Source organism: Pedobacter miscanthi, from assembly GCF_032678605.1.
Lineage (GTDB): Bacteria > Bacteroidota > Bacteroidia > Sphingobacteriales > Sphingobacteriaceae > Pedobacter > Pedobacter miscanthi_A.
Genome location: NZ_JAVTSU010000010.1, coordinates 202,670 through 229,171 on the forward strand (window position 1 = coordinate 202,670; position 26,502 = coordinate 229,171).

Below are 26,502 nucleotides of genomic sequence, written 5' to 3' on the forward strand. Positions count from 1 at the left end.
TTGCAATTTTAAAATCTTAGTTTAATGTCGATTCTGCCTCACTTGCAACGGCAACAATTTTACCTTGCTGTACCATTTCGATGGCATTTTCCATTCGATCGTACATGATTTGATCTTCTTCAAAATGATCAATTTCGGTACGCACAAAATCGTGCACCGCAGCTAATATTTTTCCTGGTTTTAATGGATGATGGTAATCAACAGCCTGTGCAGCACAGAAGAGTTCGATGCCGAGGATTTTTTCTACATTTTCGATTACCTGTAAAGCTTTACGTCCGCTAATAGAACCCATACTCACATGATCTTCCTGACCAAGCGAAGTTGGGATACTATCGGCACTGGCGGGGAAACAAAGCCCTTTATTCTCGCTCGCTAAAGCTGCGGAAGTGTATTGAACAATCATAAAACCCGAATTTAATCCTGTTTCTTTCATCAGTAATTTCGGTACACCCGGGGTATTTCCTTCCAGCGAAAGATAAATCCTGCGATCGCTGATGTTCCCGATTTCTGAGGCGGCTAAACAAGCATAATCGAGTGGTAAAGCCAATGGCTGACCATGAAAATTACCTCCACTGATGGTTAAATCATCGTTAAATATGACAGGATTATCGGTTACTGAATTGAGTTCGATTTCTAAAGCTTCTTTTAGGTGTATCCATGCCGTTCGGGAAGCACCATGCACCTGCGGAATGCACCTTAACGAATAGGGATCCTGAACTTTGGCGCAATTGGCATGTGATTTCATAATTTCAGATCCCTGTAACAGTTTCCGTACCTGCTCTGCCACCGCAATATTTGCCGGATAAGGCCTTAACTGATGAAGCTGTGCATGAAATGGCTTTTCGGAGCCTTGTAGTCCTTCAATCATCATTGCGGCAATAATATCGGCAGAAGCCAGTACATTTTCCAAACGTTGCACTACTTTAACAGCATGTGCGGCTATAAACTGGGTACCATTAATTAAGGCCAGGCCTTCTTTTGGACCCAATTGCAGCGGACTCATCTTAAATTCTTGTAAAAGTTGGGCTGTAGTCATAACTTCGCCTTTGTAATGCACCTTACCTAAACCAATTAAAGGCAAAAACAAGTGCGACAAAGGGGCTAGATCGCCGGAAGCACCAACTGAGCCTTGTTTGGGCACCAATGGTGTAGCACCGATTTCTAAAAACCAGATCATCCGGTCGAGTGTTTCTATTTTAATGCCTGAATAACCCTGGGCTAAAGCCTGTAGTTTTAATACCAGCATTAGTTTTGATATTTCGTTATCAATTGGTTCGCCTACACCGACCGCGTGGCTTTTCAGAATATTCTCTTGTAATTTACGGGTATCAACCGCCGAAATCATCGAAGTACACAACGGACCAAAGCCGGTATTGATGCCATAAACTGCTTTACCGGAAACTGAAATCCGCTCAACCACCTTACTGCTTTCGAGCACTTTAGTACGTGTGCTTTCACTCAAAAGGCCTTTAATTTCGCCATTGCTGATGGCTAAAGCCAGCTTAGCGGTTAAATGATCTGTTCCGTAATTAAAAATCTGTTGCTCGCTCATGTTAAAAAGGTTTTAAACAAAAATAAGCCCTATATTTGATACCTATAAATACCAATTACATCATCATGTAATAACCATGGGTTATCAAATAGAACTTAGGCATTTAAAATATTTTCAGGTTCTGGCAGAGGAACTGAAGTTTAGAAAAGCGGCCGATCGCCTTTTTATTTCTCAACCGGGACTGAGCCGGCAGATTAAACAGATGGAGGAAATTTTTAATGCTCCACTCTTCGATCGTACTAAGAAAAAGGTGGAACTTACGGAAGCAGGCCTCTACCTTAAAGATGAAGTAGATTTTCTCTTTAGCCATATCGAAAACATCAAAAAACAGATCAGCAACATTAATGAGGGTAAACAAGGCGAACTTCGCATTGGTTTTTTAGGCTCTGCAGCACAAAAAATTGTCCCGGAGGTGATTTTTAAACTGAACAAAGATTTCCCGGAAATCAGGACCAATCTGGATGAAATGCCTAATAAACTACAGATTGAATTACTGGAAAAAGATATGCTCGACATGGGTTTTGTGCGGATGCAACAGTTTAAACCAGGAATTTCCAAATACATGATCCACCAGGACACTTTTTCGCTGGTGCTGCCCAAAAGCCACCCCATGAAAAAGGCAAGTTTTGAAGCAATAAAAAAATTGGGCAACGAGCCTTTTATCTTTTTCTCGAGCGACGATAGTCCATTTTATTACGACCTGATGATGAGCATTTGTGAGGATCATGGTTTTAAACCCAAAACTTACCACAAATCGGTTAATGCGTTAACTATTTACAAACTGGTGGAAGAAGGTTTGGGCATTGCCATAGTACCTACCGGCCTGCAATATGGCTATCAGGAAAATGTGAAGTTTGTAGAACTTACCCATATTCAACAAAGAACAGAACTGTATATGATCTGGAAAGAATCTAACCGAAATCCTGCATTAAAAAATGTGATTAAGCTTTTATTAAAGGATAAGATTTAAGATTATCTGCTTCTGAGATAAAGCTTTACGCTTTTGGCCGCAGTTAAACAGACATGGGCATTATGTACCAACTAAGCCAATATACCAACAAAATAGGTATTCCAACCCTCTACCTCAAAGTTATAAACTTTACGTTTTTGATAGAACTAAAAAAGCGACCTTTTGGTCGCTTTTTATTAATCCTTATTCCAGTCTGGAGGAAGCCAGCCCTTATCATCCTCATTTTTCGGGTCAGATTTGTTTGTATCATTTGAACCTTTACTTTCTGCTATCATCTGATCTAATAAATCATCAAAGTCATTTCTTTCAGGTTCTATCTCTAGATATTTTAAATCCACATTTAATTGAAGAAAATCTAAAAATGTTCCACTTATATTCAAATTTTTATCTTCATCAAGAAAAAGATCATCATTATTTCTTCGACCCGTTATCTTTAATTGATAAAATTCAGGCAGCGATTTACTTTGCTGGTAATTATTCTCAAAATTTTCATCTAACGAAACATTCATATCCCGGATCTCAAAGCCTTTAAAAGAATTGTCTTCCAGAAGTTTTTTTAAATTTTCGGTTATAATATAACAAGGATAGCACTCCATCAAATCATCACCAAGCCAGTCCTCTAAATTTATATGGAGTTTTATAACTGTCTTAAAAGGTGGTGCTTTCTCTACGAACTCAGTATTATCTCCCAAACCAACAATAACCTCAGGCTGTATTTTCTTATAATCTTTCATTATTAATTATATTTATTTATCTGGGCCAAACTGAAAAAGGAGGGTCAAATTGATTTGAAAATTTTTTATCAATTGCCCTAGCATAATCTTCAAGTTGTTTTTTACTTGGAACTATTCCTGCCTGATCAAATCTTTTATAAAATTTGTTCCATTCTTTTCTAATTTCACTTAAATGCAGATCATTGTTTATTTTTTTAGGTATTCCCCTCAAGTTTTCTAACGCATGAATCTCTGCTTTTGTAAATATTCCTGGATACCTTTTCAATACCTGCTGCTCTATAGCATGATGAACAACAACCTTACCTCTTAACCAGGGATATGCACCAAAAAAAGTAGTATGATAACAGGCATTATGAACCAAGTAACCATTCTCTCCAACAAAATAGCACTCATCTATTTCTACCTCAAAAGTATAAACTTTAACTTTCCTGAAAGAAATTTCTGTTGAAATTACTTGCGAATCCCCTCCCTTTATAGAAAATAGTCGATCTCCTACTTCTATCTGTTCTGCATCTTTGTATTCACCATTGACATAGAAGGGATGGTTTTTCGTTGTAAGGATAACTCCTTTATGTGTCGTTATTTTTAAAATTTCCTCAACATCGTCATTGAATAAGCCAATAACCTTTCTAAGGTTTACAGAATTTGTATCGATATCATAACTATATACTTCATCATTCAGCTGTATATCTTTTATTTCTTTTAAGCCATTTTTCACATGTACCAGTGTATCACCGGTAAAACAGGCAAAAAAACTACATAGCACAAAAAAAGCGACCTATCAGCCGCTTTCTATTTAACTCTTATTCCAATCTCCAGGCAACCAAGGGTTTTTAGGAACATCGGGATCATTATCGTTATTGCCATCTTTAGGGAAAATATCTAATGGGAGATTACGATCGAGACGGATCAATGATTCATACTCCCCGAAATTTGGATATGGCTCATATAAACCACTCACATCAAATTTCCGATTACTCTCATAATCTTCGAATTTTTGGTTTTTATCATCATACTTTCTGTAATTGATATTGCCTTCTTCATCGAATACAAAATGCATCCTGTAATCTTCATTCTCCCCACTCTCTGAGGTGAAATGATAGTACCATATTTCTCGGAGAAATAATTCTTCTTTATTACGTAAAGACTCGCCTAAAAGATAGTTCAGATACTTTCTTCCAATAAAATCAATAAACTCAACTCCTGCATGGCTACTTTTTAAAATTACATTTGCAGTGCAAAATGGAAATTCTTGATTATCCTCATTAAAGATACAAAACTCATAGCCCAGCTTTTCTTTATGGTTTAGCTGTGCAACATCTTGCGAGGTTAATTCCCCTTTTTCTACTTTTTGCTTGTATTTTGTTTTATTCCACAGATCCCACCGACCAACTGCACCTTTTTCTGTGTTCAACTCCTTATAGCCATAAAGCCAAGTTTTAAATATTACTTCCATTAAAATTATTTATATAAATTTCCCCCTATGTCCCTAATTTTCACACCTGCATCTTTGGCGTGATCCAATACTGATTGCGGAATACCTCCTTTTTGAACTGGCACTTCCAATATCATTTCTCCAGACAGTTTTTCGCCACCTTGTGCTATAGCATCAGCATTTCTAGGTGTTTTTTTATTAAAGTCTCAGGCCCATATTTTTCTACAAGCTCATCAATATATTTTTTTGCGGTTTCCTCTGTAACATTTGCTAGTTGCGAAAATTTTCTAGATACAATTTCTTTACCGGGAATATAGCTATCTAATCTTTTACCTGTTTCTAAAACAACTTCGTTAAAACCTCCCATCCTTTTATAAAAGCCTTCTCTTATAAAATTGAAGTAATTTCCTTTGTACATTCTCGCCAACCATTCAGGAAGATGTTTTATCTGACTCAAACAAGGTCTTGCATTATGTACCAACCAGGCCAGTATCCCTACAAAATAGGTATGCCAGCCCTCTACTTCAAAGTTAAAAACTTTACGCTTTTGGTAGGGCCAAAAAAAAGCGACCTATTAGTCGCTTTCTATTTAATTCTTATTCCAATCTTTAGGTAGCCAGGGATTATCGTTTTTTTTATCGCTTTGATCGGTGTTAATACTCGCAGGAGGTGCTACGGCACTTGTATCTATACCTTTTAAAAGATCACCTGGTTTAATAATAGATTCGTAATCCAAGAGTTCCTCATATTCCCCATACTTAGGGATTTTAATCCAATTCTGAGAAACATTAACAGGATGTGCTGCTTCTTTCTCTTCTCGCTCAATTTTCACTGAGGGTTCCCGAATAATCGTTTCTGTAGTAACATTAAGATTTCCTTTGGGGGTAAAAATTAAATGTTGATCCTGTAATAAATCTTTTAACATTTCATTATTTTTACCGGCATAACTCCTAATCCAAACCTCACTTAAAAACATTCTATCATTATCTTCTTTTTTAAAAACCATACTTACTGTCCAAAACAATCTTTCATTAAGAAACTTAACATGTACTGTTTTTTCCGTATTCACAATATAAGCATATGGTTCTTTGTCCTTATATATAGTTGTGGGATACCAAAGATGATGAGCATGTGCATATTTTGCCCAATTTTCTGTGGTTTTACCGTGTTCTTTCCAAGTTGCTTTAGAAACATCATCTTCAACTCTTGTTTTGATGTTATTTAAGCTTTTTTCTTCATCCATTATTGAATAACGGACATCATTATAAAATCTATGATCAAACGTGATACTATTCATTAATTTTTAAATTTAATATCCAATGCCTTTGAATATATCTTCAATGTTTTCGACAATTTTCACTCCATTATCAGCTGCATGCTCTAAAACTTCTTTGGAAACATCACCAATCTTGTCTACCTGTAAGAATTTTTCCCCTTCTAAAAATTCTCCTTTAGACTTATTGGCAATCTCCATGCCTTCCTTATATTTTTTAGCTAGCTGGTCGATATATTTTTTTGCTGTTTCTGTTGACACCTTTGATAAATCAGTTGCTTTTCGTTCTATAATGGCCTTTCCCGGGATATAACCATCTACCCTAGAAAATAATTTACCGCCCTTTTTTAACCATGTTTCAGAAAAGTACTTTAAGCCGTTTTCTTCAGCAAGTTTAAGCATTGCTGCATTAGCCTTTTTATTAAAGGCAATTCCTCTCAAAATATCAATTGCCCATTTTTCTCCTGCTTTTGCTGCTGCAGTTAGACAGACATGGGCATTATGCACCAACCAGGCCAGTATCCCTACAAAATAGGTATGCCAGCCCTCTACTTCAAAGTTAAAAACTTTACGCTTTTGATAAGCAAATTTATGTTTTTTTATAAACTTCCATTCGCCTTCTTTTGTTTTTAGTTCATCATTCGGGGTTAAATCGGCTGCATCTTTCCAGCCTTCACGTGTATAGAAAGGATGTTCGGCAGTGGTTTCTATGGTTTCTCCTTCTAAGGTTATTTCTACGGTGGCATCAACTTCACGTTGCATGGTGGCGGTTACCACTTTTAGTGCAACGGTTCCGCTTTCTTCATCCCAGGCCCAAACTTCATCACCGGCTACAATTTCCTCGATATTTTTTTGTCCTGATGCGGTATGAACGGGGGTACCTTCGGGGAAACAGGCAAACACACAAACTTTCATGGTGGCCATGGCAATATCATCTACATGTTTGGCCGCTGCCTTTGCCAATGCTTTGGCTCCCTGTTTGGTCAGCGCTTTTCCGGCGGCCTCTAATGCGGCTTTACCGGCAACTTTTAAGCCTGCCTTTAAACCTCCTTTTGCAGCGGTAGAAGCGGCAGTGGTTGCACCAAAACTAACCACGCCGGCAATATCAAGCGCTAAAAAACCAACATTGGCGGCTACCATCCACCAGTTGCCTTTTGCTGCCGAGCGTACAATACCGATTATACTGCCCACAACAGGAATCAGTTCTGCGGTATCCCACCAGCCCCAGCCTTCATCTTCCTGCTCCTCACTGTGCTCATCGGTCATTTTAGCCAGTTCCTCTTCGCTGATGGGAATCTGTCCACTCGTCATGAATTCGATTTTTCCACCTACACTGCAGGGTAGCTTAGATTTGAACAGTAAAGTTTCCTGTCCCTTGATTTTTACTTTGTAGGTATCTGTCCAATCAATTGGAGCTGGCGCACAAGCAGAACCAGTTACGGCACAAACCCCAAAAGAGGGGATATTTTTCATCGGGATTTTATCGGCCTTGGTACAGGCCATACAGCCGTTTATTTTAACATTCTGATTGGCCAGCCCCTTAAAAAAATTAGGGGCAGCGCCTTTATCGCAATGGCAAACGGCTTTATCTACAATATATTCTAACTGATCAGGCATAATCTTTTAGGTTATATCAGTATCATTAGAATTGATTCTTATCGTGGCGGTTCCGCTCATTTTAACATCTGCACCATCAATTTTGGTTTCGGTACTCCCTTTTACTGATGCTGATGCCGAAGTACTTTCAACACTCACTTCGGTTTTACCGGTAATGGCAACGCCCAGGGTTGTTGCATCAAGGGTAATACCTTCGGTATCGGCCGTTGCAGCAATGGTTTTCTTGGCGCTAATGGCAATTGTTCCTTCACCACCACCCTCTTCGCCAGGCTGGGCATTAATGGCAATGCTGTTGCTGGCGTTAACAATAAAATCTTTGGTGTTGATGGTAAAAGAATTGGGCGCGGTTAAGGTTACCTGTCCATTGCCATGCATGGTAATTACATTCCCGCTGGGATCTTTGACGTTAATGCTGCCATTACTATCGTCCATAATAATGGTATTACCGCTTCTGGTAGTTAACGATTTGGTTTTATTGGTATCGCCACCTCCAATGCCCGATTTACCATGGTAAACACTGCCTAATACAATCGGCCGGGCAATGTTACCTTCTTCAAAGGCCACTACAACCTGATCGCCTGCTTCGGGTACAAAAGAAAAACCGCGGTTTTTGCTTACTTTTTCGCTGCTTCCGGCATCGGGCGTAATTACCCGCAGCCATTCGGTGATGTCGTTGCACTGACATTCCCATTTAAATTTTACTTTAACCCGCCCATGCCCTTTCGGATCGGCATTATCCACCACATCAGCCAGCTGCATATCGGGGCTTGGTTTGGTATAATTTTTTACCTGGATACGTTCAGTTGTAGAAACCAGCCCTTCGAAAGTATTGTAATACTTCCCTGTGCCATCAATATCGTGGTTAATGCTGGTGATGAGAAATTTACCTAAACTTTCGGTACTAAAAGCAAGTTCTTTCCTTAAGCTCATGGTAATTTCTGCAATGCTTGCTAATGCTAGTGCCGCATTATCTCCGCTGGCATGTACTTTTAAAAGGTTGCTGATGTTTGCTTTTTCCTCATTATCTACGTGGCTCTTGATATCACTATTGTTATCAACCCTGATTAAAGATGGCTGGTTGAATATCTTGCTAAACGTTGTATTGGATGCCTGGATAGCATGATCCAGATCGGGCGATCCGTTAGCGGCTGCCGCACTTTCACTATGTAACATTTCATCCTGTTTGGGATTATAGGCAAAACGTTTATTCTTTATCGGCGCAATTTCCATGGCATATTGAAGGTTCTGCACATCGCGGCCATAAAACAGTGCTATTTCCTTCTGATCGTCGGGCTTACCGAAATTAAGTTGTTTGCCGTCGTAATAAAACCATTCGTGGTATTCTCCAGAAAGCCTGTTTAAAAAATCGAAATCGCTTTCCCTATATTGTATCAAATAATCAATTGGTGCCTTTCTTGATGCATTAGATATAATTTTGAGGTCGTTTTGTGGTACTTCTGAAGTAGCCAGCTTAACAATTGCATTTAAATCTTTATCCAGGTAAGAACCTAAATCTGGTCCGCGATCGATCAAAATGGTTGGGCTATAACCACTCACGATTAATATGCCATGGTAACCATGGCTCTGTGCCAGTTCTACCTTGGTTACCAAACCAGCAAACTCCTGTAAACTGCCCGATTCGTAACCAAAGGAGGCGCTAAGGGTTTTACCCACAAAATCGCGGCTATCATTTAAACTGATCATCCCCGGCGAACCCATCTGGTCGTGGTTAAACCGCAGCTCGAAGTAATGGTGCGCATTAAAAGCCTGCTTTAAGCTAAAGGAAGCAAAATGCATAATGGCCTTATCTTCTATGTTAATTTCGGTGATTAATTTCTTTTCCATATCAACTAAATAATAGTTTGGTACTACTTAAATATTCCATCACGAAAGGTTAAAACATTTCTTTTTCCAGTAAAAATTGATCCGTTTTTTGTTTCGTTAACCTCGGGATAGTTGATGGTTTTATTTTTGGGGTTATAAGTTATTGCCAGCTGCGCGATAAGTTTTTCTTTGTCCTGATCTTCTTTAAGATCGGCCGATGCAAACAATTGATTTTTAACCGCTTTCCCCAACCTAAAGAGCGGTTTATCGATACTGAATTTTGTATGGTCGATTACCAAAGCATGGCTTACGCTATAAGGTTCGGTACCGCTCATTTGCCCGTAGCCGGTAAAAAGATAGGTTTTTTGAGGCGATGTATTTAAGGTATAAACATGATCAAAAAACGGCGTAGGGCTTCCTTCGTCATCTTTATCCTGGTAAAGGCTGTTAAATGAAAGGGCTGTTAACGCACTATTGTCATCCTTATACTGAACAATGTTTTGTACATGCCACATAGAACCCGAATAAGGTGAGAGCCAATAAAAAAGCCTTAGCTTATGGTCATCGGCCGCGATTACATTGATTTCATATTTTTTTAAACCAACAAAATCATTCTCAAATGAATTGGGTTGCTGCAGTGCAGTTATAAGTGCTTTAATAAAAATTTCTTCAGCTTCAGTATTTCCATCATTGAGGTAACTTTCTCTTGAAGCTACCATTTTGGACGCTAAGTTTTCGAGCGAATCGGTTTCTGCAGATTCGGCCTTCTTATTATTCTGTGTGGTAGAATCAATTAACTTGGCCGCACTTTGCTTTTTTTCATCGTGCTTTGCTTCGCATGAAAACAGCAGAAAGACCAAAGAAAAAAATAAAATGCCGGTTGTTTTCATGTTATTGCCTTGGTATATTAATTAATCCCCTGTTTTCCATTGCTTTTAAAATAACGCCTGTCCCAATTTGCTTGTTTACATAATCGAGACTAAAAACATGATCTCTTGGAAAACCACCTTTGGTATAAAGATTAGAGCCACCCCACAGGTACGGTGAATTGATATGGTTGGTTTGATAAGCCTGGGCTGCACCGTTATATCGCTCTAAACGCATTAACACCTTTGGTAACGACCAAACAGCTTCCTTATCCAGGCTACGTAATTTTAAAGCATCTACTGCACTTTCTTCAAAAGTAAATGGTGGACCATGACTTATTTTTGGCCGATCAGGAGGATATTGCTTGGTAAAACCGCTAAGCGGATCGCCATTGTGCAAATGCCTGTTAAAATCAGAATTACTCTCCCTGTAATGTACACAGGCAATAAAATACCATGGAATGCCGGTACTTTCGGAAAAAAGGCCGGTATCAGAAAACGAACGGCTAAAAAAGCTATTGGCAATTTTTGGATTGTTTTTAAGAAAATTTTCGTCGGGTTCTCTTAAAAAACAGGTATTTCGATAAGTATACTGGGTTAAATTGAGCAATTTATTTCTGACGGCCTGATATCTCGATTTATTATTAATGATTTTATCATCAATAATCCGATTAATCTCTGCAAATTTTAGTGGAGATATTGTACAGGCATTGAACAGGTTAATGTATTCTAAGTCGGTAGCCATAGGTAGCTCTTTTTATCACACCCCAAACAAAAATCGTTATTAGTGCCGGTTTGGCCAGCAACTAATAACGATTTAAATCGGATTAAGCTTTTGGCCAATCGTTTTCGTGTTCTGCATTACCCAGTTTTAATTTACGGGCAGATACTACGAAACTTAAAGTCATTGGCGTATTGTCGTTTACCGCAATACCTTCGTTATACTGGATGATATAACCATCTTCGAATGACAGTTCTTTCATTTTTGCATCTTCTTCGCCTTTTTTGAAAACCAATGTTCCAGAAAGTGGCTTGTACTGGTTGTTAACCATTGATTCGATTACTGAAGTATCTTCAGTTGATTCGATTTCGATGTGGATGGTACCTCCATAAACACCTGAGGATGGACGGCCTTTTGCGTCAACATCTCTATTTAATGAAAAGCTGCACTGTAGTACATCAAATTCTTTTGATCCTAAGTTTAAACGGGTTTTGAATGCCATTGTAGTAAGTTTTAATGTTTTTGAAAAATGAATGAATTGCAGCGAGTGATTGGCGTTTAGCGTAAGACGCTTGGCATTTTGTTTACCTTAGCCCCTAAACCTTATACCTTCAACCTCCGCTTAGGCTTTTGGCCAATCGTTAACATGCTCAGCACTGCCTAATTTAAGCTTGCGGGCAGAAATCTGGAACTTAAGCGTCATTGGGTGATCGCCCACAATGTTTATTCCTTCGGAATATTTAACAATGTAGCCATCCTCGAAGTTAACTTCTTTCATTTTGGCATCTTCCTCTGACTTTTTGATCAACAGGGTTCCTGTAATGGGTTTGTACTGGTTGTTTACCATCGCCTCGATAATTGAGGTGTCTTCGGTTGATTCGATCTCAATGTCGATGGTACCGCCGTAAACTCCGGAAGAAGGTCTTCCTTTAGCATCTACATCACGGTTTAACGCATAGGCACAATGAAGCACATCGTACTCCTTGCCTGAAAAATTTAATCTAGCTTTGAAAGCCATAGTTTTAAAATTTAAAGGTTAAAAAAAATAGAATTTTACGTAGCCTCCGCTACTCTACATCATCAACCAAATATTAGGCCAATTATGATGTATCTACCTCATATATAATGATTAACAGCCTTATAAAAACCAGAAAAAATTAGTTCCTGATGCAGGAAACAAAGATTTTTGCAAAGAAAAAAAATGTATTTTTTTTAAAATTAATTTCCGTCTCATTTTTACTACAGGCAATAGCTTAAAATATTGTAGCATTTTAGGACAAAGTGTTACACTTTGGGACAATTCATCCATTAATTACTATTCTGCCAGATTCAATTGGGAATTGCCTGTACTTTATTACGACCTCACTTTTTTTAATTAACTGAGTTTTTGGCCAGCCTACCAGATCAAATCCCCGGTTGGATAATTACTGAAAAGTTAAAACTGTATCAGGCTGTATTACATAAGTGTTGTTTAAGCAGTATGTGATCTGATTTAACTTTGAAAAAGATAATAATACCAATCACCTCCGTATTTGAAGAATACAGAGACTATTAATAATATGAGGAAGTAGAACAGCAATTGTTTAACGTAGCGATATTTTTTCTTTTTGTTCAGTTTTAAATAGTAGGAACCTATTAAAAATAAAATGCCCGAGATAAAACCAGAAGGAATTCCACCGTAAACAATTGGAATTGATGCCCACCAGCCATCCCGCTCAAATAAAAACCAGAAGAATATGCTAATCAAAATGCTTCCTAATAAAAAGCCTAAAACTTTTAGAAGATTTCCCTCTGATATTGCATAAATAATTATCGACAGCCCAATTAATAAAGTAAAAGGGGTATAAACCAATTCATCTAAAAAATCTTTTCTTTCAATAGGAAAAATAACACCAACCGCGATAAGGCTAATTGCTAAACCTACCAGAAGGCTTGTCTTTTTAATTTCCATATTATCTCTGCTTATCGCCTGGATTTTCCCAAACGTAAATATTTCTCTTAACCTATTTATTGTTTTTGGTTTGACATCGATTTGGCAACAGCGCCCAACCGTTACTTATTTCACAAAAGGATTATCTAATAATACATTTGAGACCAGATAAAAAGAAAGCACCAAACTTACGCTGAACAGGATACTAAAAAAAACCATACACCGCACAAAGTACAATATCCAGATTATTCTTATTTTTTTCATCAAAAGATCGGCAAGAACGAATAAAATAGCAGCAGGAATGCTGATCACTAATCCAAATTGCTTTATAATCTGCAATATGGCAGCAAAAGTAACCTTATCTGCAAGGGCACCAAAGCTATATACGAAGTACAGCGTAACGATTGTTGTGGCTAATAAAAGAACAATCAAAAATTTAATTAATGGCCGGGTTTTATTTTTCATAATATGCACCACACTTTTGTTAAATCAGGTACTTGTACCTCAAAAACTTTGGTTCCTTTAATCACCAGCGTATCTATCTTTAAAAATCTTTATCTAAGTTTCGTTATTGTTCGTACTTCCACATGTTTTCGAGATCTATTTTTTTTATTGTAAATTCTTTTTCTCCCTGCTTAAAAACCAGTTTTCGGTTACTTAAATCTTCATTCATACGCAAAACGATTTCGATGGGCTTTGCAGGATCTACCTGTTTGAATAAATTAAAGATTTCTTCCTCGTCGAAATATTTGACCTGAAAAACGGTTTGAACTTTTGATTTATCCTCAAAAATAAAATCGATTAATCTTGGTACCGCCCTTGGTTTAAAAGTATTATCTATTACTGTTTGGTTAAATAAAGTTTCTTCTTCCCCATTAAACATTTCGATTCCTACATTAATTAGTTTATGATTTGGAATTTCTATACGGGCACGCCAGTCGTATTTTTTTCTGTATATATCCCATATATCGTATTGAATTCCACCTTTTTTTAGGTTTTCATAGGCTTGTGGGACAGATTTGGATACATCAAAATATGCTTCTAGTGTAAGTGTGGGGTTTGATGGAACAACATCCTTTATAGCTAAATTGGTTTCTGTTGCCTGGAAACGAGCTACTTCTATTTGTTGGTCATCGCCATAAACCCAAACTATTACAAGGCCACCTGGTGCACAGCCAACGGTTATCAAAGAATAGTTTGAAGGGTTTGAACCATTGCCACGCCAATCTATGGTTCCTTTTTCAAAGAGTTTTTTTATTTTATCAATTGGCATATCCCAACTGCCTGTATAAAATTTTTTTTCCAGAAACGATGCCCAGGTTATACTCAATTTTACGGGTAATGCCTTTAAATCTTCACCTTGTGAATGTAAAGGGCCACTGTAACCCCAACCTGTATGATTTATTCCTGAGGTAGGTATATAAACGCTTTTTCCATCTTCTAAAGCAAAACTGCCGTTATAGATATTCGTTGGGTACAATTCTGGTGCACTAGATGTTGGAAGCCATTCGTATTTGACCATCATAGGTTTGTTTTTACAAGAGATTAATATTATAGCAAATAAAAGGAAACAGTTAATTATTTTTTTCATATTTATTTTGGTATTGACGTAGGCTAACTAAATCAGAAGCATCAAAAAATAAAACCACATGCATCTGCAACCGATTTCGACCTGTTCTTTTTAGTCGTATTACTGTTTCTATTAAAAGAATGAAAATCAGCAGATAAAATAAGTACAACGAAATTAAGTCAAGATCATAAGTCTGTATTTGATAATTACTTTCAGCAAATGCAAAGTAAAAGGTTAAGGATGAAACCAGTAAAAATAAAAGACTTATAATGAAACATTTAACAATATTTTTCATGAATTCCGCTCAATTAAACGGCTTCTAACAATAGTTTTGCCCACTATTCTGAAGTTGGGAACATATGCCTGTGGTATATCTCCATACATAGAGTTCCAATGAATGTATTTGCGCCTTAATTTTATCAGCATGTTATGATCTTTTACTATGCGATTAAAAGTATCGGTAGCCATCTTTTTTTCCTTTTCTTGCTTTCTAAATATTTCTATTTGCTTATTGGTATAGTATTCCATTTTTGGTTGACTACCATTTATATAAGCGGTTAATCGTTCCTTTACTTTATTCAAATCTAATTCATCTGGTGCTGTAGGTTTTGGGATTCCATAATATTTATTTAGTTCTGTTATGTCGATCGTCCCCTCATAGTTTGCATTGAGTTTTTCTGACATAAGGCTTAACGTAACAAAGCTATAGGTGTTACGTATACCTGAACGGTTAATATGGGTTTCGTGCCACTTGTTTGGACGAGTAACTTCATTTTGACTTTCAATGAACCATCCCTGTGCAATAAGGTCATTTAAGTCATTATTTAATATTTCATTATAATCTTCGTCGCTATATCCATCACCTATGGTATTGTCAAAATCCATGATCTGTTTAGACTCATTCATCTTATCCGTATAACAGCCTCCAACATCAGAATGCACACCTGGCAAATAAAAATCTTGTCCGCCGGCAGCTTTAGCAGTTGGAGTTAACATAAAGTTTTTGCGATGCTCATCATTCGCGCAAAAATGAATTATTTTTTGAGCAATAAGACTGTTTAAATGAAGTTCAGCAACATCGTTGTTATAATCTGGATGCCTTGTTGTGTTTGTAGCATTTGGATCATAAGATGAAACGGTATCATAAAGTCCAACAAAGCGTATGATGAGCTTATTAATTTTTATTTCTCCTAATAGCTTCCCCAACTCGCCATGTGCAGGTAAATCATCAACTGTAACCAGTTGTTTATGATCATCAAACCTGAGTGTCCGGTTTTCATTCACTCCACTACCAACACCTTTAGAACGATAAGGCCGCTTATTGACCTCATAAATAAAGTTTCTTGCCGCAGCCGCTCCACGACTAAAACCAAAAACATCCAATGTTAGCACGTTAACTTTATCCTTACCTTTTAATGCTTTCACTTTATCGGCTATTAGTTTACAGCCCTTTTTAACTTTTTCTATAACACCCTGCGTACCTGAACCAAAAGCAACGCCGAGATGATTTGTTGGATTGTCAGAATCTTCTCCAAAATCATCGGTACCAATGCCTTCTATGTACACGCTATCTGCATATTTGTTTTTGGCATAATGCGTTTCTTTACGTGCTACATTAGAAAGGTCGTTCATATAGCTATCATCTTCATGGTTAGACATTTTTTTGTAGGCATCGGCTGCTGTCTTCTTTTCCTCTTTGTCCATGAAATTACCCAATCTTGCATTGGTGTTTTTTCTGTTGTTTTGCGTACCATCAAAAAAAACACCAATCCTGATATCTATAGTACCTTTGGGTGGTGGTGGAGGGGTATATGAACCTAATTTAACGTTCTCTGCCATAATTTTGGTGTATAATTTTATCCTGAGGAAGATGAAACAAATCTATTCTTCACTTCATATTTATTTTTATTTTACCGCTTGGCTATCCGGGCTTCTGAATAGGTCCAACATGCTTTCCCTTCCCAATCTTCTCCCAATTTAATGAAATAAATAAGGTATTTTCCACAGAAAAGATAAAAGCAGAAATATCATGGATGCTATTTATATAATCCCACGAGCCTGATTACTTCCGACTGCGACATCTGCAGCGATTTTAGCTTCGCTATTACTTTCCTGCTAATCGTTGCATTAATTAATGTCTCCGTATTTTTTCCTGTTACTTCTACACGATCTGTTAGTTTGAGCAGGTTAAGTGTTAAAGGATTGTAACTGACTTTGCGTGATACGATCTGACGATCTTCTGTGTTGCGGTAAATGGCCATTTCCAACAGGTTTGGACGGAGGTAACTTATTTTTTTACTAAAGTGCGTTTCTTCTGCCGATGTGCCTTTAACTGATTGCAATTTGCCCAAACGGCTGTACTGGTATTTGTAATTCCAGGTATCTTTTAGATCTGACTGGCTTCTACCAGTAGTGATTTTGGATTGCTGAAGGTTCTTATTCCATCGTTTGCCATTTGTGGATAATAAAACCGGATAAATATCATTAATGGCGTAATCTTCCAGATAATCATCCAAAAGATCGAAAAAATCAATTATAGAATGCTTTATGCCTACTTGTTGTTTAACCTGTGCATAAAATTCGGGGTATAGCCAATACTTATCCTGTTCATTCACAAACATGGTATGTTCGGCATCGGAGAATGTAATCTTTAGCAGTTCAATGTTATCTGCCCCATTTAGTATGGATTTACCGCGCAGGTAAAGGCTATTACCGTTGGCAGTTAAGCTATAAGCTGTTGCTTCTGAGAGTAGCCCAGCTGCTATTTTATAGACAAAAAGGCTATCTTTTGAATCATTATACACATATAAGATTTTACTGGTATCCTTTTCATTTCCCTCCGGAGATTTAAGTGCTGTTAATCGGGTCAATAAAATTCCTTTACAAACTTTTGCTTGTTTTTGCGATTGTTGTGCTGTTGCACTCAACACAATCAAAAAATTAAAAATAGCGGCAAATACCAGTTTGATCATATTTATTTCGTTGTTGCAGCCGTTAAGCGGCTAGGCGTTATTTTCCAGAAAATACTTTTCCCTGCTGTAATCGTAGCAGAAATACCATTAGCGGTTTTTACTCCGGTATCGTAATAAAAGTTCCCGCTTGTCCAGTTTTGCTCATCTTCAAAGTCCGATGATGGGATGGCATACTTAATTCTGTCGGGCACCTCCACCTCTTTAAACTGCGGTTTGCCATCGGGGCCTTTTACTTGTTTGCCATCTGGCCCGAGCAATGGCTTTTTAACTTTCTTTTTAAGGTGTTCGTGCGTACCCTGGTCGTTGTTTTCATCATGGTTGCCTTTATCTTTGTACCTGGCTGAAGTACCATTTTCTGCTACAAAATTATCGTAAATGGTTTTGGGAATTTCTACAAATTTATATTCATCAAATTTATTCTGCCCCAGTTTATTGTAAGGATTGGTTTCAGAATTACCCCATGCCAGAAAATCGGTTCCATCCCAGAACTCGGCACCATCTGTAATATCTTTCACCCCAAAACAGACATCTAGTACGGCGTATCTCGACAGTTTCGATTTTTCATCATTTTTGTCCGGTAGTTCTTTCTTGTCAGGGACAGAAGAGTAACCGGAGGCGAGTAGCGAGCGCCAGGTTTTTTTGGTAGAAACAGCCCTGTTATGACTGGTAAAGGCTACGCACCTGAGTTCTGTGATATCAGCGTTTCCTGATTCGTGACTGATGATATAGGCAATGTATCTGAAATCTGAATGTGCCAGTGCTTTTCCATCGTATTTAACCAGATTAGCTTCATCATTCAGCGGCTCCCAATTTTTTGCAGCTGCTGCCTGATCGTACTTTTCTTTAGTGGTGGTAAAAATTTTAGCACTGCCCGCTATCCCTCCCAGGTATTCGCCTTCGCGTGTGTAATAAACATATTGTAAGGTTTCTTTAGGGTCTTCCTGTGGCTTATAACCTCCAAACTTAACATTTGTCATGATTCCTCAATTTACCGCAACCGCCGTTTTAAGGCAGCTGTCCTGCTTCAACATTTATCCAATGCCAGTTTGGGCATGTGTTTTTTAACAACTGCCCCTGGTATTGTTCAATTTGACTGTTTTTATTTGAGACCGCTAATTTTTAAGCAGCAAAACCTAAACCTGTGATTTGCAGGCATTAAACCACTTCGAATATCATTTTGGTTTTATCCATCATTACATTCAGTTCTACATAAATTTCTTCTCCGGAAGTGAAGTTTACCAATTTGATTGCAGGATGCCCGGTTGGCCCTCTGAAAGAAACAACTTTTCCATTTTTAAAGAAATAAGGTATGGAAATGGCATCATCATCAAATTCAAAACCATTATCCATATCATCGAAGATGGAATTTAAACGGGCATCAGATTGTTCCTGATTGAGGTACATCATAGAAGCAATGTTATTTTCTTTTTTAGAAAAAACCTCTTTTATTTTTTGATATTCTTTTCTTTTAAACAGCGATTTTACATTGGAATAAAAATTATCCAATCTTTCATCCAGTTTATTGATGTCCATTAAGTTAACCCCATCTCTCCAGGAGGCAATTTCATAAGGGACTATCGTATTAAAGCCTGACTGGGCTTCGTAAACATTTTTTTTACCATTATCTTTTAAATCAGGTTCAAATTCTGCTATCATATTTTTGAACTCGAGGGTACCGCCCGCACTATACTCAATAATTTTAAATTTTGTAGCAGCATCAAGCACAAAATTCTGATCATTGAGGGCATTAAGTCTGATTTTAACCTTTTGGTTTCCAGAAGCAAAAATACCGTGATTAATCGGAAGCATACTGCTCATACCATCTTCGACAACTAAATTTAGGATTTCGAGGTCGTTGATTTCTACTATAAACCTACATGCAGATACTGAAAACTCTAAAAGATAATAAGGCTTTGACATAATTATTGTTTTAGGTTATTGCTTTGTTTGTACAGCTCATTATTGGTTTCGCGAAGGAAATCGAGATAGCTGAGGTTACCTGACTTATGTTTTTTATATTCAAGAAAGGCTTCGTAATAGCCAAATGACCCACCTATCCTGGCAGATAACAAAGCTTCTTCACCCTTACCTACGCCATCTAAATAACCTGTTTTTTTACCTTCGCCGTTTAATCTGGATAACAGTAAATAAGTAGTTCCGTTACTATTGGAGATAAAAACCCTTGCCCTTTCTTCGGCATCTTTCCCGTCATCAAACACAAGCTTAAACTGGGTTTTATTTTTCAACAGGTAAGCTAAAGTTTTTTCGAAAGCATCAGGGCTGAACAGATTCAATGTATAACCCTGAAAAGTACTTCCTTCGTTTTTAGAAAAAAAGCGGACCAATGATTCAGAACTTGAAGCGGATTTAGGTGCAACAACACCACCAAAGCTGATACTTTTTTCAGCATCGGGAACATAAGAAGTATATTGCACCTCCTGGCTTCCTATACCTGCGCCTGAATTTGATAATTTTAAAGTTTTTAAATCGTCACCTTTAATTGGCAGCGATAATTTTTCTAAGTCAAGATTCTGACCTTGACAAGACTGGAATAAAAACGGGATACACATCAAAAAAATAAAATTCAACTTTTTCATTATACAATTATTAACTATTAGGTTTATAAATAAAAAACTCTGCCGATCTTCCTGTAAAGTTAGCTACGCCCTGCATTACATCGTACGCTTTCCAGAAGGTACGGCTTTCATTAATATTAATTGGTTTCCAATCTGCAGATACAACTTTATAAGAAAGTCCGACCTCAACAAACATGGCAACTTTTGCAACACAAGGATCAAGGATCAGGCCAGGTTTGAAAAGCAGGCCTTTATAGGTATCCCATTGAAAACTATAGGAACCCCGGATGGCTACACTGGCTTCGGCTGTTAATCCGGCTTTAATAGAAGCCTTGCCATACTCTAAAAACATTGCTTTAGCATTAGCCACAATCCCGGCTTTTAAAGTCACTCCAATTTTCGTCTCAAGTTTTGCCTCTAGCTGTACCTGATCGGAGGCTGTATTTATTTTGCCCCCTTTAATGCCTCCGGCTACCGAGCCAAGAAATACAGCATCAATATACATATCAAGCTTAGCTTCTGCATATTTAGATTTAAAACCCTTTGCCGACCACTCTTTAGCATATAGAAAAAGATCGGCTGCTACGGTATTACCAGTTGCAGCTATGGATACTGCGGTAACTACCAAACCCAATAAATCGAAGGTAACCTCTAAACCTATAATGGGATCTGAGTATACATCTACTAAAAACTCGGTACCAATATTATTGGTTTCAACATTTTTATATTTACCGTGGGCCAGATACCATTCTAAGGAAATGGCAAATTTTGGTGCAAGAATGGAAACTGTTAAAGGTAGTTTTCCGGCAAAAGGCACCTTCCTTACGCCTCCTTTTGTGGCTGTTCCCAATGCACGTGTAATATCACGCACTGAGGTAATCAGGTTAAATACATCCTTAATTTTACTCTCTATTTTTAAGGTGTAGTTATCGTTTTTGGTAAATTTAGTCCCGTCATTATTCCAATCAGCATTCAGCTCTACACCCCATTCTATGCCACTTGTTTTAGCGTCGTAACTGGCGCCTAACTTATCGGCTGTTTCTTTTAACTTTGTATATCGCTGGCTAATTACCGGGATATTGCTCCAATCCATATTAAGTGGACTGGACATATTAACAAAAAACTTAAATTTCCACCGTATGTCGGAATATACGCGTACCAAAACCGTCGCCCTGTTTTTGTTACTGAAATACCTGCAGGAATTGATATAATAAAAAAACTGTTTGGGTGCCTGCAAATGGGGCATAAAATAATCAAAGGCGAAAAGTTTATTATCCATAGGTGAGAAAACCCAGTCGTCGGCCTTTTTATTTTTTTTCTCAGCAGCCATAACATTTAACCACTCGCTGTTTGGACTGGTCTGACTGTCGATCTTCCTCAATACCGCGGCCTGGTGTTTATCGTTAGACAATACACAACCATCGGGAGAAGTATAGTTATCGATGTTGAGCGTCATCTTTTTCTTTACAGATTGCCCTGGCCCTACTGTTTCGAACACAATGGTTTCTGCATTATTTTCAAAAATCTTGAATTTAATGGTTACACGCCTATTCTCTGCATGCTGGTTATCGGTTACATTTTCGCCTTTGTATATTAAAGCGCGTTTACCATAACCTTTCGCACTTATTCTTTTGCTATCTACACCTTTTTTAACCAGATAATCAACCGCTCCTTTTGCCCTTTTAAGAGATAATTCATCGTTAAAAGCATCTGTTCCGCGAACATCTGTATGTGCGCCCAATTCTACGGGCAGGTAAGGATTCTGGAATAAATATTCAGCGAGTTCATTCAAAATTGCCTGCGCTTTTGAAGTGATATTCCATTTGTTAAAATCGAAGTGGATAGACATCGATCTGGAGAAACCATCAGATTTCATTCCTTTCAATCCTATTTTCCCTTCATCAAACAGCAAGAATCTTTTACCATCGTTAATTTCAATTTTGGTATATCCGCATGGTTCGTAACGTTTTGCATTTACAGGCTGCTCGCCAACCTTGGCAGCAGTATTGGTTCGGGTAGGTGCAACGTTATTTGTTATCTTTCTTCCTTCTATCCTTAAAAAGCGGGCATGATACCGATCTTTATTCGAATCGAATATAATCTGTTTGGTAGCCTGATCTTTAACGGTAATAAAAAACTCTCTTAGCGCAACATCGCGTGTTATCGAATGCCATAAACTGGTATCACCAATCGTAATGTTTACTTCTCCTCCCTCGCATGGAACATCTGTATAGGTTTTAACAAGAATATTATCTCCGATTACACGATTGTATACATCTATAATCAACATGTTGCCGTTTAAGCCCTCTGTTTCTATCCAAAGCACTACACTGTCGCCATATTGTATTGGTGTAGCCTTTAAAGAATCTCCTCCTTCTACCAAAGACCATTTTGACTTTATAATTAATGGTTCTGAATGTGCACGTACATATACGCCGGCTGGATTTTTATAATCTCTTTCGCCAGATAGTGAAGCTTCGATGTAATATTGCTGGTTACCCGATAACTTTTTGTTGATCACAAAGTTTTTAAGCCTGGGCCCTGTGCCGGGATACTTTTTAATGATAGACTTACGTTCCTTATCTTCCAGCATCCATTTTACGTTTGCCTGTTCTGCCGCGTTGGTATCAGGCATCCATTCAAATACGACAAAATTTACGGGGGTACCCCCTCTCAAAACGAATCCATTTGGGATATGAAGATCCCTCATTCTCGTTTGATAAGCATCCAAAGCTATTTTCTTTACTCCTTTAGGCATCAGTTTATCGTTTTTATCTATGCATTTACTACTTCTCCTCCAAATTCGCTCCCATCTACTTCTTTTCCGTGTCCGTATTTGGCTATTGGATTTATTGCAGATTGAACTTCATCAGGAGAATTCACAAAATTTGATGAGCTCGGCTCCATCACCTGACCATGAAAAACAATCTTTATACAGTCTGTTCCTCCAATTGGACAGGTTGCCTTGCTATCTTCTAATAACAACTTACCTCCGTTGGTTAGTACGGTATTTTCGTAAAAACCAGACCATTTGGTAACAGCAGCGGTACAAGGTTTATTATTCATCTTTGAGCAGGAACCAAACATATTTTTCTCAAAAGTGGTGCCTATATCCTTATCTGTTGCAATAAGTTTATTTGCTCCATCTTTATCATTTACATATTCTTTCTGCTGTGTAAGTACCTTTAATTTATCAGGCGCCGTACCAAAATTGCACATGCAAACTGCTCCCTGAACTACAATATATTTTTCAGCCATAATTGTATCCTTTTATCTAAAAATATCTTTCCAGATACTTCTTTTTTTCGCCCCATTATCCTCAACCAATAATGTTGAACCTTTTATTTTCTTTGTAGCGTGATCGAAATTAAAATCTAATTCCTCATCATTTTCCCTTATACAAAACACATCGAGTTTAGCATATTTCTGGCTGGCAGATGCCTCGAATGTATACATGGATTTTAATATCCAGATTTGTTTATTGTGTGGGTGCAGTAAATATTTACCGGAATAGTTCCCCAGGCAATTATCTATCTCTAAAGGATCAATTTCGCCCTTAACATTTATTTCTATCATACCCGAATCATTGTATTGTGGATCCAATACAAAAGAAGACGAATAGTTAACGTTCCGAAACGGTAAGATTGGGAAATATAACGATGACCTGGGCTGATCATTTAAGTTATAGTTTTTATAAACAGGCAGAAAAAAAGCATTTAAAAACCAATCCTGATCCTTAATGGCTAAATTCAAAATAAACGGATCATTTATGTTTTTTTCCATCCTTTCCACGTATTCATCTAAAACCGCTCCTTCAAAAGTATGCTGTATATCTTCCTTTACTTTCTTCCACCTATGCTGTACATCATCCAGATTTTGAATTTCTGCAACCTTTCCTTCGGCATCTAAAACCACATTCATCGGATAAAAAATACCGCCAACCTTATACGCCAGCTGATCGGCCAGTAAATCAGGTTCGTTTTCATTGATATAAACAGGACTAATCCTGTTAATGGTAAAGCAGGTAAAATTTTCAATCGTATTTTTAATTCTTACCACTTGTAATTCGTATTTAATTTCATGGATCTTCTCATCCAGGTACAGCTCTAACCGCAGCCCATAATCCATTTTATGACCAATAGGCCATTGTGGTTTGAAATTGCGGTTTTGCAGCTCACGCGTTGAAATGACCGGTTCCGGATGCACTTCAGCCTTTGATAAGCCATCAAAAAATATACTTTTATCTTTATCAAACATGGTTTATATTTTGCTTGAAATACCTATACCTTTTTCCCTGTAATCCAAATCAGTTTAACCGCTAACTACCTGCTCACTTTACGTATTGGCGCATCCTCTTTCTTACGTTCCAATACGGTACCGTTATCGCCATCCAGGATGCAAACGTGTTCAACACGATCTCCCGCAGGCAAATCTTCAATCCAGCTTACGGTCCATACATTTTTTTTAAACCGGTCACTAAAACCCCGCTGTAAGTTGCCATCATGATGAAAATCGACATCATTCTTTTTACCAAATGCAATAACATCGTTCAGGGTAAATTTATAACCCAAATCCTTATCCACAGTTTTGGTCAGGTTTCCTTGTTCATCGTAATATTTCCAGATGCCGACTTCAAGCTCGATCGAAAAAAAATTATTGTATTCATGAATATTTCCATTGTTGTAATAGGAAATCAACTCATTAAATCCATTTTTATGTTCAATTCTTTCTACAAAAAGCTCAGCAGCCTTGCGCGTAAAGGGCTCTGCATCTACATTGGGCTTTGGAATATAATACTCTTTAACATGAGAGCCATCTTCAAGTGTTTTTCCCTCATAAAGCGGATTTGCGATCATCTGCTTTTCGTAATTGTCAACATCAAACTTCCTCATTCGTGGTTCTTTCTTCTGTACCGTTTTAATTTTTTTACTGGCTATGGTATCTTGTTGCCCAATCTGCCCGGATTTGGTTTGCTGGCACGAACATGCCAAAACCAACAGGCAAAACATTAAATTTATTTTAACAACTTTTATAGCATTTTCCATAACTGCTCCCATTGCCACTTATATAATTGCCTGGATTTGATTGCAGTTTTACTGCTATAGTAATCCATAATGTTATCGGTGGTATATTCTTTAAAAACATATTTGCTGCCATTAACAAAAGTGTGCTGAAGTCCGATGCTGTGGCACATTTCATGGGCAACAGTTGCTTCATCAATGCTCGGCGAAGTTTTTAATTTTTTATTTGTTCTCACAATATCAGCAATCACGATGCTTGGCGTAGCCACTCCTTTCTCCTCCGGGATCTCTTGTGTCTGTCCTAATATAAATCCTTTACTTCCACACGATTCATTTTCAAGGGTCATCGGAACAAAATAGATTTTGCGGTACGAATTGTATTTGAATGTGAGATAGTTTTTTTGTTTTTGCTGATACAGGCATTTCTCCAGAATAAAAAATGCTGACGCCTTCGGATCCCTGGTATAGCCAAGTCCATCTTTTATTTCCTTTTCGCTCGAGGCCCTGATATTTTCAATTTTGATCTCTGCTTTGATGTAGGCCTGTCTCAGATACTTTCGTAAAGATGCTTTTTCCTTCGCGATGCTCATCAGCGATTGATTCATCCCAATCGTAACATTCACAAAACAGATTTTTACAAACTTGTGGAATTTGGTGTGGTTTCGTTTTACAATAAGCTGGCCTACTAAATATTGTTCGCTGCCTTTCGAAGCGTAAACCTCAATAAATTCATCTCTTTCGAAATAAGCTATACACTTAACCGTTATGGCACTATCTAATTTAGCAGTGCCTTTAGCTAAGGGCAATTCCTTATCTACCGTAATTTCAAAATATTTTTCGTTATACTTAAATTCGAATTTTTCGGGCTCTTCCTCTACTTCAACTATCAATTTTAACTTAGCCGAATATTCGGGAAGCAAGGTCATATATGGAATCGGGTAGATGTATGGAGCTTCTTCATTGGTGGTTTTCCAGGGAACAGAAAAACGTCTGTACTCACTGAAAACCAAATTATCATACTCTTTTGTGCTTTGTATAAATTTGGGATTGCAAAAATCGTAACTCCCATCTGCTTTTTTCGGGGTGTTATAATAGCCGGTGATATTTTTATACCACACATCTCCTTTATTTCCCGAATCGCCAAGCCTTACCCAATCAAAGCCAAATTCGCCATTGTAATTGCTATGCGGCCGAAAATGAACCAAACACTTTGGTTCTATTTCCAGTAATGTAGGCGTATAACTTTTAAATTGAACATTTGCCATAGCCTACTTATTTCCCTCGCCAACAATTTTTTTGTTACTCGCCAAAACTAAATTATTGTACATCGCCTCTACATTCAACTTATCAGCTATTTTCATAGCCTTTTTACCCACAACCATACTATAATCAGAGCGAACTTTAATTTTCATATTGTTTGATTGTTTTGTAATTGCCATAA

At 37.6% G+C, this 26,502-nt stretch carries 27 protein-coding genes; 1 reads left to right on the forward strand and 26 read right to left on the reverse strand.

What is annotated here, in order from left to right; genetic code table 11:
* Positions 1 to 16: 16 nt before the first annotated feature.
* Positions 17 to 1,552: a histidine ammonia-lyase gene (gene hutH, locus R2R28_RS16400; protein WP_316826768.1), complete on the reverse strand. Its 1,536-nt coding sequence runs from the start codon at positions 1,550 to 1,552 to the stop codon at positions 17 to 19.
* Positions 1,553 to 1,628: 76 nt separating this feature from the next.
* Between hutH and R2R28_RS16405 the strand changes: the two genes are divergently transcribed.
* Complete coding sequence (locus tag R2R28_RS16405) at positions 1,629 to 2,522, forward strand: LysR family transcriptional regulator (RefSeq protein WP_316826769.1); 894 nt, start codon at positions 1,629 to 1,631, stop codon at positions 2,520 to 2,522.
* 176 nt (positions 2,523 to 2,698) lie between these two features.
* Here R2R28_RS16405 and R2R28_RS16410 read toward each other — a convergent pair whose 3' ends face one another.
* The 25 genes from R2R28_RS16410 to R2R28_RS16530 all read right to left on the reverse strand — a co-directional run bounded on the left by R2R28_RS16410 (position 2,699) and on the right by R2R28_RS16530 (position 26,500).
* Positions 2,699 to 3,256 (reverse strand): hypothetical protein, encoded by a 558-nt coding sequence (locus R2R28_RS16410; protein WP_316826770.1) that lies wholly within the window; start codon positions 3,254 to 3,256, stop codon positions 2,699 to 2,701.
* A gap of 16 nt (positions 3,257 to 3,272) precedes the next feature.
* Positions 3,273 to 4,022: a polymorphic toxin-type HINT domain-containing protein gene (locus R2R28_RS16415; protein WP_316826771.1), complete on the reverse strand. Its 750-nt coding sequence runs from the start codon at positions 4,020 to 4,022 to the stop codon at positions 3,273 to 3,275.
* 30 nt (positions 4,023 to 4,052) lie between these two features.
* Entirely contained in the window at positions 4,053 to 4,712 is a 660-nt protein-coding gene (locus R2R28_RS16420) for a hypothetical protein (RefSeq protein ID WP_316826772.1), read from the reverse strand.
* A gap of 145 nt (positions 4,713 to 4,857) precedes the next feature.
* Positions 4,858 to 5,148 (reverse strand): hypothetical protein, encoded by a 291-nt coding sequence (locus R2R28_RS16425; RefSeq protein ID WP_316826773.1) that lies wholly within the window; start codon positions 5,146 to 5,148, stop codon positions 4,858 to 4,860.
* A 132-nt stretch (positions 5,149 to 5,280) separates the two neighbouring features.
* Positions 5,281 to 5,988 carry a hypothetical protein gene (locus R2R28_RS16430; protein ID WP_316826774.1) on the reverse strand — a complete coding sequence of 236 codons (708 nt, stop codon included), beginning with the start codon at positions 5,986 to 5,988 and terminating at the stop codon, positions 5,281 to 5,283.
* A 12-nt stretch (positions 5,989 to 6,000) separates the two neighbouring features.
* On the reverse strand, positions 6,001 to 7,581 hold the full coding sequence (locus R2R28_RS16435) for a polymorphic toxin-type HINT domain-containing protein (RefSeq protein ID WP_316826775.1): 1,581 nt from the start codon (positions 7,579 to 7,581) through the stop codon (positions 6,001 to 6,003).
* Between the two features lie 6 nt (positions 7,582 to 7,587).
* Positions 7,588 to 9,426 (reverse strand): type VI secretion system Vgr family protein, encoded by a 1,839-nt coding sequence (locus R2R28_RS16440; RefSeq protein WP_316826776.1) that lies wholly within the window; start codon positions 9,424 to 9,426, stop codon positions 7,588 to 7,590.
* A gap of 23 nt (positions 9,427 to 9,449) precedes the next feature.
* Positions 9,450 to 10,295 carry a hypothetical protein gene (locus R2R28_RS16445; RefSeq protein WP_316826777.1) on the reverse strand — a complete coding sequence of 282 codons (846 nt, stop codon included), beginning with the start codon at positions 10,293 to 10,295 and terminating at the stop codon, positions 9,450 to 9,452.
* A 1-nt stretch (position 10,296) separates the two neighbouring features.
* Positions 10,297 to 11,016 (reverse strand): hypothetical protein, encoded by a 720-nt coding sequence (locus tag R2R28_RS16450; RefSeq protein WP_316826778.1) that lies wholly within the window; start codon positions 11,014 to 11,016, stop codon positions 10,297 to 10,299.
* Between the two features lie 82 nt (positions 11,017 to 11,098).
* A complete protein-coding gene (gene tssD / locus R2R28_RS16455) occupies positions 11,099 to 11,494 on the reverse strand; it encodes a type VI secretion system tube protein TssD (protein ID WP_025141860.1) in 396 nt (131 codons plus the stop codon).
* Positions 11,495 to 11,614: 120 nt separating this feature from the next.
* Positions 11,615 to 12,010: a type VI secretion system tube protein TssD gene (gene tssD / locus R2R28_RS16460; protein ID WP_025141870.1), complete on the reverse strand. Its 396-nt coding sequence runs from the start codon at positions 12,008 to 12,010 to the stop codon at positions 11,615 to 11,617.
* 474 nt (positions 12,011 to 12,484) lie between these two features.
* Positions 12,485 to 12,943: a hypothetical protein gene (locus tag R2R28_RS16465; RefSeq protein WP_316826779.1), complete on the reverse strand. Its 459-nt coding sequence runs from the start codon at positions 12,941 to 12,943 to the stop codon at positions 12,485 to 12,487.
* Between the two features lie 105 nt (positions 12,944 to 13,048).
* A complete protein-coding gene (locus R2R28_RS16470; protein WP_316826780.1) occupies positions 13,049 to 13,387 on the reverse strand; it encodes a hypothetical protein in 339 nt (112 codons plus the stop codon).
* A gap of 103 nt (positions 13,388 to 13,490) precedes the next feature.
* A complete protein-coding gene (locus R2R28_RS16475; protein ID WP_316826781.1) occupies positions 13,491 to 14,513 on the reverse strand; it encodes a DUF2931 family protein in 1,023 nt (340 codons plus the stop codon).
* A 270-nt stretch (positions 14,514 to 14,783) separates the two neighbouring features.
* A complete protein-coding gene (locus tag R2R28_RS16480) occupies positions 14,784 to 16,331 on the reverse strand; it encodes a phospholipase effector Tle1 domain-containing protein (protein WP_316826782.1) in 1,548 nt (515 codons plus the stop codon).
* A gap of 197 nt (positions 16,332 to 16,528) precedes the next feature.
* Positions 16,529 to 17,464, reverse strand: coding sequence for a hypothetical protein (locus R2R28_RS16485; protein WP_316826783.1), 936 nt, complete (start codon positions 17,462 to 17,464; stop codon positions 16,529 to 16,531).
* A 2-nt stretch (positions 17,465 to 17,466) separates the two neighbouring features.
* Positions 17,467 to 18,441: a hypothetical protein gene (locus R2R28_RS16490; protein ID WP_316826784.1), complete on the reverse strand. Its 975-nt coding sequence runs from the start codon at positions 18,439 to 18,441 to the stop codon at positions 17,467 to 17,469.
* Between the two features lie 178 nt (positions 18,442 to 18,619).
* On the reverse strand, positions 18,620 to 19,384 hold the full coding sequence (locus tag R2R28_RS16495) for a hypothetical protein (RefSeq protein WP_316826785.1): 765 nt from the start codon (positions 19,382 to 19,384) through the stop codon (positions 18,620 to 18,622).
* A 2-nt stretch (positions 19,385 to 19,386) separates the two neighbouring features.
* The gene (locus tag R2R28_RS16500; protein ID WP_316826786.1) at positions 19,387 to 20,061 is read right to left on the reverse strand and encodes a hypothetical protein; all 675 of its coding nucleotides are present in this window, start codon (positions 20,059 to 20,061) and stop codon (positions 19,387 to 19,389) included.
* A 10-nt stretch (positions 20,062 to 20,071) separates the two neighbouring features.
* On the reverse strand, positions 20,072 to 22,798 hold the full coding sequence (locus tag R2R28_RS16505; protein WP_316826787.1) for an OmpA family protein: 2,727 nt from the start codon (positions 22,796 to 22,798) through the stop codon (positions 20,072 to 20,074).
* Positions 22,799 to 22,815: 17 nt separating this feature from the next.
* Complete coding sequence (locus tag R2R28_RS16510; RefSeq protein WP_316826788.1) at positions 22,816 to 23,298, reverse strand: DUF4280 domain-containing protein; 483 nt, start codon at positions 23,296 to 23,298, stop codon at positions 22,816 to 22,818.
* A gap of 12 nt (positions 23,299 to 23,310) precedes the next feature.
* Positions 23,311 to 24,297 (reverse strand): hypothetical protein, encoded by a 987-nt coding sequence (locus R2R28_RS16515; RefSeq protein ID WP_316826789.1) that lies wholly within the window; start codon positions 24,295 to 24,297, stop codon positions 23,311 to 23,313.
* 65 nt (positions 24,298 to 24,362) lie between these two features.
* Entirely contained in the window at positions 24,363 to 25,097 is a 735-nt protein-coding gene (locus R2R28_RS16520) for a hypothetical protein (protein WP_316826790.1), read from the reverse strand.
* A complete protein-coding gene (locus tag R2R28_RS16525) occupies positions 25,070 to 26,326 on the reverse strand; it encodes a hypothetical protein (RefSeq protein WP_316826791.1) in 1,257 nt (418 codons plus the stop codon). Before R2R28_RS16525 ends, R2R28_RS16520 begins: the two co-directional genes overlap by 28 nt.
* Positions 26,327 to 26,329: 3 nt before the next feature.
* The gene (locus R2R28_RS16530) at positions 26,330 to 26,500 is read right to left on the reverse strand and encodes a hypothetical protein (RefSeq protein ID WP_316826792.1); all 171 of its coding nucleotides are present in this window, start codon (positions 26,498 to 26,500) and stop codon (positions 26,330 to 26,332) included.
* Positions 26,501 to 26,502 lie beyond the last annotated feature (2 nt).

Coding starts and splice junctions, on each gene's coding strand:
- hutH (WP_316826768.1), bottom strand. CDS start 1,552: ATGAGCGAGCAACAGATTTTTAATTACGGAACAGATCATTTAACCGCT.
- R2R28_RS16405 (WP_316826769.1), top strand. CDS start 1,629: ATGGGTTATCAAATAGAACTTAGGCATTTAAAATATTTTCAGGTTCTG.
- R2R28_RS16410 (WP_316826770.1), bottom strand. CDS start 3,256: ATGAAAGATTATAAGAAAATACAGCCTGAGGTTATTGTTGGTTTGGGA.
- R2R28_RS16420 (WP_316826772.1), bottom strand. CDS start 4,712: ATGGAAGTAATATTTAAAACTTGGCTTTATGGCTATAAGGAGTTGAAC.
- R2R28_RS16430 (WP_316826774.1), bottom strand. CDS start 5,988: ATGAATAGTATCACGTTTGATCATAGATTTTATAATGATGTCCGTTAT.
- R2R28_RS16435 (WP_316826775.1), bottom strand. CDS start 7,581: ATGCCTGATCAGTTAGAATATATTGTAGATAAAGCCGTTTGCCATTGC.
- R2R28_RS16440 (WP_316826776.1), bottom strand. CDS start 9,426: ATGGAAAAGAAATTAATCACCGAAATTAACATAGAAGATAAGGCCATT.
- R2R28_RS16445 (WP_316826777.1), bottom strand. CDS start 10,295: ATGAAAACAACCGGCATTTTATTTTTTTCTTTGGTCTTTCTGCTGTTT.
- R2R28_RS16450 (WP_316826778.1), bottom strand. CDS start 11,016: ATGGCTACCGACTTAGAATACATTAACCTGTTCAATGCCTGTACAATA.
- tssD (WP_025141860.1), bottom strand. CDS start 11,494: ATGGCATTCAAAACCCGTTTAAACTTAGGATCAAAAGAATTTGATGTA.
- tssD (WP_025141870.1), bottom strand. CDS start 12,010: ATGGCTTTCAAAGCTAGATTAAATTTTTCAGGCAAGGAGTACGATGTG.
- R2R28_RS16465 (WP_316826779.1), bottom strand. CDS start 12,943: ATGGAAATTAAAAAGACAAGCCTTCTGGTAGGTTTAGCAATTAGCCTT.
- R2R28_RS16470 (WP_316826780.1), bottom strand. CDS start 13,387: ATGAAAAATAAAACCCGGCCATTAATTAAATTTTTGATTGTTCTTTTA.
- R2R28_RS16475 (WP_316826781.1), bottom strand. CDS start 14,513: ATGAAAAAAATAATTAACTGTTTCCTTTTATTTGCTATAATATTAATC.
- R2R28_RS16480 (WP_316826782.1), bottom strand. CDS start 16,331: ATGGCAGAGAACGTTAAATTAGGTTCATATACCCCTCCACCACCACCC.
- R2R28_RS16485 (WP_316826783.1), bottom strand. CDS start 17,464: ATGATCAAACTGGTATTTGCCGCTATTTTTAATTTTTTGATTGTGTTG.
- R2R28_RS16490 (WP_316826784.1), bottom strand. CDS start 18,441: ATGACAAATGTTAAGTTTGGAGGTTATAAGCCACAGGAAGACCCTAAA.
- R2R28_RS16495 (WP_316826785.1), bottom strand. CDS start 19,384: ATGTCAAAGCCTTATTATCTTTTAGAGTTTTCAGTATCTGCATGTAGG.
- R2R28_RS16500 (WP_316826786.1), bottom strand. CDS start 20,061: ATGAAAAAGTTGAATTTTATTTTTTTGATGTGTATCCCGTTTTTATTC.
- R2R28_RS16505 (WP_316826787.1), bottom strand. CDS start 22,798: ATGCCTAAAGGAGTAAAGAAAATAGCTTTGGATGCTTATCAAACGAGA.
- R2R28_RS16510 (WP_316826788.1), bottom strand. CDS start 23,298: ATGGCTGAAAAATATATTGTAGTTCAGGGAGCAGTTTGCATGTGCAAT.
- R2R28_RS16515 (WP_316826789.1), bottom strand. CDS start 24,297: ATGTTTGATAAAGATAAAAGTATATTTTTTGATGGCTTATCAAAGGCT.
- R2R28_RS16520 (WP_316826790.1), bottom strand. CDS start 25,097: ATGGGAGCAGTTATGGAAAATGCTATAAAAGTTGTTAAAATAAATTTA.
- R2R28_RS16525 (WP_316826791.1), bottom strand. CDS start 26,326: ATGGCAAATGTTCAATTTAAAAGTTATACGCCTACATTACTGGAAATA.
- R2R28_RS16530 (WP_316826792.1), bottom strand. CDS start 26,500: ATGGCAATTACAAAACAATCAAACAATATGAAAATTAAAGTTCGCTCT.